The sequence below is a fragment of the Actinotalea sp. genome (genome assembly GCF_041597215.1).
Classification (GTDB): domain Bacteria; phylum Actinomycetota; class Actinomycetes; order Actinomycetales; family Cellulomonadaceae; genus Actinotalea.
This window is the reverse complement of sequence record NZ_JBFHHB010000167.1, coordinates 1-7,131: the sequence shown is the minus strand read 5'-3', so window position 1 is coordinate 7,131 and position 7,131 is coordinate 1. Positions and strand designations below refer to the sequence as shown.

At 73.5% G+C, this 7,131-nt stretch carries 10 protein-coding genes; 3 read left to right on the top strand and 7 right to left on the bottom strand.

All coding sequences use genetic code 11. The features are described 5' to 3' along the window. The coding region (locus tag ABWK99_RS11640) for a hypothetical protein (RefSeq protein WP_372594869.1) at window positions 1-526 on the top strand (526 nt) is incomplete at its 5' end. Window positions 527-586: 60 nt separating this feature from the next. Here the strand turns inward: ABWK99_RS11640 and ABWK99_RS11635 are convergent. From ABWK99_RS11635 to ABWK99_RS11610, 6 genes are all read right to left on the bottom strand, one after another. After that, window positions 587-1,177 carry a hypothetical protein gene (locus tag ABWK99_RS11635; protein WP_372594868.1) on the bottom strand — a complete coding sequence of 197 codons (591 nt, stop codon included), beginning with the start codon at window positions 1,175-1,177 and terminating at the stop codon, window positions 587-589. 25 nt (window positions 1,178-1,202) lie between these two features. After that, complete coding sequence (locus ABWK99_RS11630) at window positions 1,203-1,760, bottom strand: DUF6286 domain-containing protein (protein WP_372594867.1); 558 nt, start codon at window positions 1,758-1,760, stop codon at window positions 1,203-1,205. Next, window positions 1,757-2,170: an Asp23/Gls24 family envelope stress response protein gene (locus ABWK99_RS11625; protein ID WP_372594866.1), complete on the bottom strand. Its 414-nt coding sequence runs from the start codon at window positions 2,168-2,170 to the stop codon at window positions 1,757-1,759. The genes ABWK99_RS11630 and ABWK99_RS11625 overlap by 4 nt, the downstream gene beginning before the upstream one ends. Further along, complete coding sequence (locus ABWK99_RS11620) at window positions 2,163-2,342, bottom strand: hypothetical protein (protein WP_372594865.1); 180 nt, start codon at window positions 2,340-2,342, stop codon at window positions 2,163-2,165. Before ABWK99_RS11620 ends, ABWK99_RS11625 begins: the two co-directional genes overlap by 8 nt. A 69-nt stretch (window positions 2,343-2,411) precedes the next feature. Next, window positions 2,412-2,723 carry a hypothetical protein gene (locus ABWK99_RS11615; RefSeq protein ID WP_372594864.1) on the bottom strand — a complete coding sequence of 104 codons (312 nt, stop codon included), beginning with the start codon at window positions 2,721-2,723 and terminating at the stop codon, window positions 2,412-2,414. Continuing rightward, entirely contained in the window at window positions 2,720-3,181 is a 462-nt protein-coding gene (locus tag ABWK99_RS11610) for an Asp23/Gls24 family envelope stress response protein (RefSeq protein WP_372594863.1), read from the bottom strand. Before ABWK99_RS11610 ends, ABWK99_RS11615 begins: the two co-directional genes overlap by 4 nt. Window positions 3,182-3,496: 315 nt before the next feature. On the opposite strand from ABWK99_RS11610, the gene ABWK99_RS11605 reads away from it, so the two are divergent. After that, window positions 3,497-4,057: a fasciclin domain-containing protein gene (locus ABWK99_RS11605; RefSeq protein WP_372594862.1), complete on the top strand. Its 561-nt coding sequence runs from the start codon at window positions 3,497-3,499 to the stop codon at window positions 4,055-4,057. 147 nt (window positions 4,058-4,204) lie between these two features. Here the strand turns inward: ABWK99_RS11605 and ABWK99_RS11600 are convergent, their stop codons facing one another. Next, window positions 4,205-5,326 (bottom strand): diguanylate cyclase, encoded by a 1,122-nt coding sequence (locus tag ABWK99_RS11600; RefSeq protein ID WP_372594861.1) that lies wholly within the window; start codon window positions 5,324-5,326, stop codon window positions 4,205-4,207. Window positions 5,327-5,618: 292 nt separating this feature from the next. On the opposite strand from ABWK99_RS11600, the gene ABWK99_RS11595 reads away from it, so the two are divergent. Then, a complete protein-coding gene (locus ABWK99_RS11595; protein ID WP_372594860.1) occupies window positions 5,619-7,121 on the top strand; it encodes a diguanylate cyclase in 1,503 nt (500 codons plus the stop codon). The last annotated feature ends 10 nt before the right edge of the window (window positions 7,122-7,131 follow it).

The following is a 7,131-nucleotide window of genomic DNA, read 5'->3' as shown; positions in this document are numbered from 1 at the left end:
GATCCAGATCTGTGGGTTCTTCCTTCGACGCGCGGTCGCGACGGGCTCCTCGCCCGTGGTGCTCGTCGGCCAGGGCGACGGCGCACCCCTGGACGGCTACTTCGACACCGACCCGATGCCGCAGGTGCGGGAGTCGGCCGTCCTGTGCGCGCTGTTCGGCTACGACGCACCGGCGACGGAGCTCGCAGGTCTGCGGTACGTCGCCGTGCCGGGAGGCGACCCGCTGCGCAGGCAGTCCTTCCTCGTCGTCCTGACGGAGTCCATGGCCTTCGCCATGGTGGGGACGCGCTCGGTCCCGTCCGACCCGGTCCTGGAGGTCGTCCACACGCAGGACGAGGAGAGCGTCTACCTGCTCGCCGAGCACGTGATCCGCCGGATCCCGTTCGTCGACGGTGATCCGATCCGCCCGCTCGTCCGTGAGCTCGTGCGCCCGGCCGAGGGCGGCGCGGGAGCGGGGCCGCACGAGGCCGCCGGTGGGGCTGCGGCCGGGCGCACCCGCTCGCGCTGGGGCCTGCGTCGCGACTGACCGGTGGGCGCGCCCGCGTGGGGCGCGATCACGGGAAGGGCCGTGTGCCGGGCCTCGGCCTCACTTCGTCCGCTCGACGGGCCCCGTCCCCCTGGCGACCTCGATCTCGACGCGGCCGGTGATCCGGTCGGTGCTGAGCACCCGCCGGAGGTCCGTGCTCACCTGGTCGATCGCGGTGACGAGATCGTGCAGGTTCCCGCTCGGCTCGAGGGTCACCCGGAGCCTGGCGACGACCTCCCGCCGTTCCCGGACGACGGCAGCGCTCGCCCGTCGGACGGCCGGGTTCCGGCGCAGCTGCTCCGCTGCGGTCCTGACGGCCGGCGTCGGGTCGATCCGCAGGGTCCCCGGGATCGGCCCACCCGGGAGCACGACGGTGCCCACCGTGCGGCTCGGGACGTGTGCGAGCAGCCACCCGAGACCGAGGAGGACGGCGAGGACCCCGCCGACGCCGATCGCCCAGGGCCACCAGCCCGACTCGAGGAAGCGGGTGTCGAGGCGCACCTGGTCCTGGACCGGCGGCCAGGAGGCGGGCCAGACCTGCGGAAGGGAACCGGCGTGCCAGGCGAGCAGGGCGAGGCCGCTGAGCACCAGGGCCACGGCGAGCAGCAGCACGACGGCCCGGTCCACGGCGACGACGGAACGCTGGATCATCACGGTCCTCTCTGGTGGCGGCCGGTCACGCGCGCCGCGAGACGACTCGGACGCCGATGCCGACGACGGGAAGGAGCAAGGGCTCGACGGAGGCCTTCACGGCCGCCACGATGTCCTCGCTCGCACCGAGCGTGCGGATGGTCACGGTCACGGTGCGCTGGCTCACGCGGGTGCGTGCGGCCATGACGCCGTCCACGTCCAGGGCGGCGCGGGTCGCCAGCTTGGCCACGTCGGAGCGGCCGATCCACACCCCGGTCGGCGAGCCGACCCGGAGGCTGCGGCGGACCCGCGGGCGCAGGGCGAGGACGGCGAGCCACAGCCCGAGCGCGACGGCGAGGCCGCCCACGACCGACGAGCCGATGCTCGGCTCGATCCCGTCGACGGCGGAGAGCAGCCCGGGGATCCACGGTGAGCCGTCGAGGACGCGCATGACGAGCACCTCGCGCACGAGGACCACTCCGAGTGCGACGAGACCGAGGGCGAGGACGGCGGCGACCACGACGACGAGCCCTGCCCGGCTCGGCTCGCCAGCAGGGGCCATCGCCCCGGTCTCCCGGGCCTGCTCGTTCCGGAGATCGGTCACCGGACGCGCCCCTCCGACGCGACCTCGGCGCGCTGCACCGTGCGCACGGTCACGTCGACCCCGTCGACCACGAGCCCGGCGAGCTCCGCCAGCCCGTGGGCGATCGCTTCCTGGACGCGGCCGGCGATCGTCCCCGCCGGGGCAGGCCACAGCACGGCGAGGTCGACACCGACGCGCACGTGCTGCCCGGCGCGCTGCACCGAGACGCGCGGGTAGCCCCGTCCCACGGCACGGTTCATGGTTCCCGAGGCGCTGGTCGGGGCGACGCCCGGGACGTCGACGATCGACCGGCGCACGATCGTGGCGACGGCCCGGTCGGCGATCTCCAGGCTCCCACGGCTACCGGCGTCCGGATCGGCCGGTCGGTCGACGACGCCCGGCTCGGCGTGCCGGCCCGGGGCATCAACCACGACGGAAGCCCGACAGGATCGACGCGAGATCGATCCGGCCGTCGATCACCAGGCCGACGACCAGCCCGACCGACCCGAGGACGAGGGCGAGGAGGAACGCGCCCCCGCCGCCCACCGCGGCGATGAGGGTGAGCGCGAGCCCGGTGAACAGTCCTACGACGGCTGCTGGCATGTCTTGCTCCTCGAGTGGTGGTGCGACTGCGGCCCGTCGGCGGGTGGGTGCCCGGGTGTCCCGAGCGGCTCACTCGTCGTCGTGGACCTGGAGGTCTTCGACGTGGATGTGGATCGGCCCCGGGGCGACACCGTCCAGCGCGCGGCGCAGGCGGGCGACGGTCCGTGGCACCGGGTCCTCGGCGGAGACGACGACGTGCACCTCGGTGCCGCGCGGGCCGGTCCGCACGCCGACGATCCGGCGCCCGGCCAGATAGGTGCCGACCTCCCCGTAGCCCCCGCCGTGCAGGCGTCGGACGCCGGGGACGGACAAGGTCGCCCGGGCGATCCGGTCGGCCAGGTCCTCGGCGTCGATCCGCGCAACCGGGTCGGTTCCGGTCACTGGACGCGTGGCTCGCGCGGCTCTTCCGGGGCCTTCTCGGGCTCGGGCAGGTGGATGTCGTTGACCACGACGTTCACCTCGACGACCCGCAGGCCCGTCATCCGCTCGACCGAGCCGATGACGTTGCGTCGGACACCCTCGGCGACGTCCTGGATGGACGGCCCGTACTCGGCGACCAGGTCGAGGTCGACGGCAGCCTCCACCTCTCCGACCTCGACGGAGACGCCCTGCGAGTGGTTGGTGCGCGCACCCGGGATGCGCTCCCTCAGCTGGCCGATCGCGCGGGCGGGTCCGCCACCGAGCGCGTAGACCCCCGCGACCTCCTTGGTCGCGAGGCCCGCGATCTTGCTCACGACGACGTCTGCGATGGTGGTCGTCCCGGTCGGTGTGATCAGGTCGCTGGCGGTCTCGGTCCGGGCCCGGACCTCGGTGGATGGCTTGGGGCTGGAGTCGCTCATCGTGCACCCGTTCCTCTCGCCTGCCGGGTACTCGACCGTCACGGCGCTCCTGCGGAGGACGGCAGACCCCCGCCGACCCGGCAGTGCGCCGGAGGCCTCCTTGCCGTCTGTGATCTTTCCACCTCGCGCTACCGGTCGCGAGCCGGGGAGCCGCGACCGGGGAGATCGGGCGCGACGGCCGCGGACGACTCCCGCCCGGGACCGCCTCTGGCGGGAGGTCGCGGCAGATTGCGCGTGTCGAGGTGCATCCACGAGCCGGGGTCGGGCCGTAGAGGGAGTGACAGCACGGTTCCCCTCCACGAAAGGACCACTCCGATGCGACGCACTCTCTCCGTGGCCACCGTCCTCGCCCTCGCCCTCGCGACCGCCGCGTGCAGCACGGCAGAGGACACCGAGCCCACCACTGCCGAGACCTCCGCCGAGGAGACCATGACCGACGACGTGATGGCCGAGTCGGACATCGTCGACACCGCCGTGGCGGCGGGGGACTTCACGACCCTCGCGACAGCCCTCACCGCTGCGGAGCTCGTCGACACGCTCAAGGGCGAGGGCCCGTTCACCGTCTTCGCCCCGACGGACGACGCTTTCGCCGCGCTTCCCGAGGGCACGCTGGACACGCTCCTCGAGGACCCGACCGGTGACCTCGCCGGGATCCTGACCTACCACGTCGTCTCCGGGAAGGTCATGGCGGCCGACGTCCTGACGATGGACGGTCAGATGGTCGAGACCGTCAACGGTGCCGAGCTCACCGTGAACGTCGACGGCGACGCGGTCTCGCTGACCGACGCCAACGGGGGCACGGTGAACGTGACCGCGACCGACGTCGAGGCCAGCAACGGCGTGATCCACGTCATCGACGGGGTCCTGCTCCCGTAACCCGACAGCGCCGCTCGCGGCGCGGTCCATCCCGCAGCGGTGCCCGGCACGTGACCTCCCGTGCCGGGCACCGTCATGCGCGATCGGGCGAGGCGTTGCGCGTCGTGAGGCGCGGCGCCGCGTCGACGCCGCTGAGGAGCAGCCCGCTCAGGCAGCGCCCGGGTCGGCCGAGGTCACCCGGTCGCGCCCCTCGGCCTTGGCCTGGTACATGAGCTCGTCGACCCGGCGCAGCACCGAGGCCGGGGACTCGTTCGGGCGCATCGAGGTGACGCCGAAGCTCGCGGTGATCCGCACCCCGACCGCCTGCTCCATCGCCCGCGGGAGCGACTGCCGCAGGCGTTCGGCGAGCTGGACGGCCCTGGAGTGGTCCGTGCCGGGGGCGACGAGGACGAACTCCTCACCGCCGATCCGGGCGAGCAGGTCGTTCTCCCGGACGATGTGCCCAGCGACCTCGGCCACCACCCGCAGCACCTGGTCGCCGAGGTCGTGCCCGTGGGTGTCGTTGACGTCCTTGAAGTGGTCGAGGTCGAAGAACACGACGCAGACCGGGTGCGTGGGGCTGACGAGCTCGGACTGGAACCCGAGCTCCTCCAGGAGGCGACGGCGGTTCGCGATCCCCGTCAGTTCGTCGCGGTAGGCCATCTCTCGCATCCGCACGGCCGTCGCATCGGCCCGTGCGGCGTCGGCGACCGCCGAGGCCACGTGCTCCTTGGCCCGGGACAGGACGAAGAGCAGCACGAGGATGACCCCGAGGTAGACGCCGTAGCGGATGGCGAGCCAGACGTCCGCCGCCTCGCCACCGCGACGCCACATCGCCCCGGCGATCAGCGCGGTGAACAGGATGCCGTACGCGGAGCCGAGGACCAGTGCCGCGCGGGTGCGCATGAAGAGGAACCCCACGACGAGGCAGACCACCACGCCCAGCAGCGGGGTGGGCTGGAGCAGGGCCCAGGCCGTGACCGCGTCGGGGGCGCTCGCGATCCGGCCGAGGGCCACCGCGATCCATCCGGCGTCCAGGCCGAGCAGGAGGGTGAGCGCAGCGGCGACGGACCAGGCGGGCCTGCGCAGCAGGATCCACGCGAAGAGGAGGAGGACGGCGCCGAGCGGGGGGTAGCCCCAGCGCACCCAGACGTCGTGCGGTGCGTCCCTGATCCAGGTCCCGGCGATCACCGGGGCACCGACCACGATGCCCAGGGCGACGACCCGGCGGGCCAGCCCGGCGAGCTCCTCCCCACGGCCGAGGCTGACCTCGCGTCTGCGATCTCCCACCGCGCGTCGCCTCTCCTCGTCCGAGCGATGCGGTCCGGGACGGGCCCGGGCTGCATCGCGTTCCGGTCGGGACAGTCTGGCACCGACAGCAGCCGGGAATCGGACATGGCTCCCGGTGATCGTCGCGGACCCGTGGTGACGGGCGAGCGGCGTGGGCTCCGGCCGAGGTCCGGCAGCGCCGGGAGTGCCGCGATTCGCCTCAAGTGTCCGACCATCGGGCCGATGGTCTCGACGAGGGCCCGCTCAGGTGGTGCACAGGGGGGCCGGCAGGCAAGGGGGAGGGGCCCGATCGATGTCGACTGCTGGTGCTGTCGTCCTTCAACCCGCGGAGGTCGCCGCGGGCTTCGGCGACCTGCCGACGCTCGCTCCCGTCGCCGTCGAGATGATCCGGCTCGCGGACGGTGACCGGGCGAGCATCGAGGACATCGCGACGGTGATCAGCCGGGACCCCGCGCTGGCGGCCCAGGTGCTGCGGGTGGCCAACTCGCCGGTCTACGGGATGGGTGGGAGCACCACGAGCCTCGCGCGGGCGGCGAGCGTCCTCGGGCTGCGCACGCTGAAGCTGCTCTCGCTCACCTTCTCGGTGCTCACCTCTCCGGATGCTTCGGAGCCGGGCGCCATGCTCGTCTGGCGGCACACCTTGGCGACCAGTGCGCTCGCGCAGGTGATCTCGAGCGCCCGCGACCCCCGCTTGGTCGACGAGTGCTTCATCGTCGGACTCCTCGGCAACCTCGGCCGGCTCGCGCTGACCGAGCACCTGGACTACGCCGACGCGGCCCGCGCCGCCGGGCACTGGCTCGACGACGTGGACGAGCGTGCGGCGGTCGGCTGCACGAGCGACGAGGTGACCGGGGAGATCCTCGACCGGTGGGGCCTGCCGGGCGTGCTGAGCGACGCCGTGCGTCATCGGAACCGGCCCGAGGGCACCCAGGGCGCTGCCGCGCGCATCGCCCGGGTGCTCAGCGTGGCGGACGCAGCCGCACGGCTCGTCGTGGCCACGCCGGATCGTGCGGGGGCGGCGTTGGAGGCGTACCAGGTCCGGGCGGCCGAGCTCCTCGATCTCACCGAGGAGGAGACCGACGGGCTCCTGGTCGGAGCGACACCTGCGCTCGAGGAGATCGCGGACATGTTCCGCACCGAGCGTCCTCACGAGGCCTCCCTCGAGCTCCTGCTGCTGCGGGCCAAGGAGAGCCTGGCGGCGCTGAGCCCGAACCTGGTCGCGGCCCTCGCCACGGAGCAGAGCAGGTCCCGGCAGCTCGAGGCGGAGAACCGTCGGCTCGAAGCGGCCGCCCTGACGGACACGCTGACCGCGCTGCCGAACAGGCGGGCCTACGACGCCTTCATCGAGCGGATCGTCGCGGGGCGTCGCCGCCGGGGTGCGACCTGGGCCCTCGGCCTGCTGATGATCGACCTCGACGGCTTCAAGGCGGTCAACGACACCCACGGGCACAGCGTCGGCGACGACGTGCTGCGGCAGATCGGGGCGCGGCTCGCGGAGCACACCCGCAGCGACGAGTTCGCTGCGCGGATCGGCGGTGAGGAGTTCGTCGTGGTGGCGCCGGTGACGGACCCCGACGAGATCGCGCTCGCCGGCGAGCGGCTGCGCGCCGCCGTCGCCTCGGTGCCCGTCGCGACGCCGGTGGGGCCGCTGACCGTCACCGCGAGCGTCGGCGCGGCCTGGCTGGACGATGTCGCACCGGGTGCGACGAGACGGGTCTTCGAGGCCGCGGACGCTGCGCTGCGAGAGGCCAAGAGCTCCGGGCGGAACTGCGTCGTCACGGTGCCGGTCGCCTGAGGGGTGCCGG

What these genes read in the sequence shown, in the direction of transcription:
- ABWK99_RS11595 (WP_372594860.1), top strand. Translation starts at nt 5,619, where the DNA reads ATGTCGACTGCTGGTGCTGTCGTCCTTCAACCCGCGGAGGTCGCCGCG.
- ABWK99_RS11610 (WP_372594863.1), bottom strand. Translation starts at nt 3,181, where the DNA reads ATGAGCGACTCCAGCCCCAAGCCATCCACCGAGGTCCGGGCCCGGACC.
- ABWK99_RS11605 (WP_372594862.1), top strand. Translation starts at nt 3,497, where the DNA reads ATGCGACGCACTCTCTCCGTGGCCACCGTCCTCGCCCTCGCCCTCGCG.
- ABWK99_RS11635 (WP_372594868.1), bottom strand. Translation starts at nt 1,177, where the DNA reads ATGATCCAGCGTTCCGTCGTCGCCGTGGACCGGGCCGTCGTGCTGCTG.
- ABWK99_RS11620 (WP_372594865.1), bottom strand. Translation starts at nt 2,342, where the DNA reads ATGCCAGCAGCCGTCGTAGGACTGTTCACCGGGCTCGCGCTCACCCTC.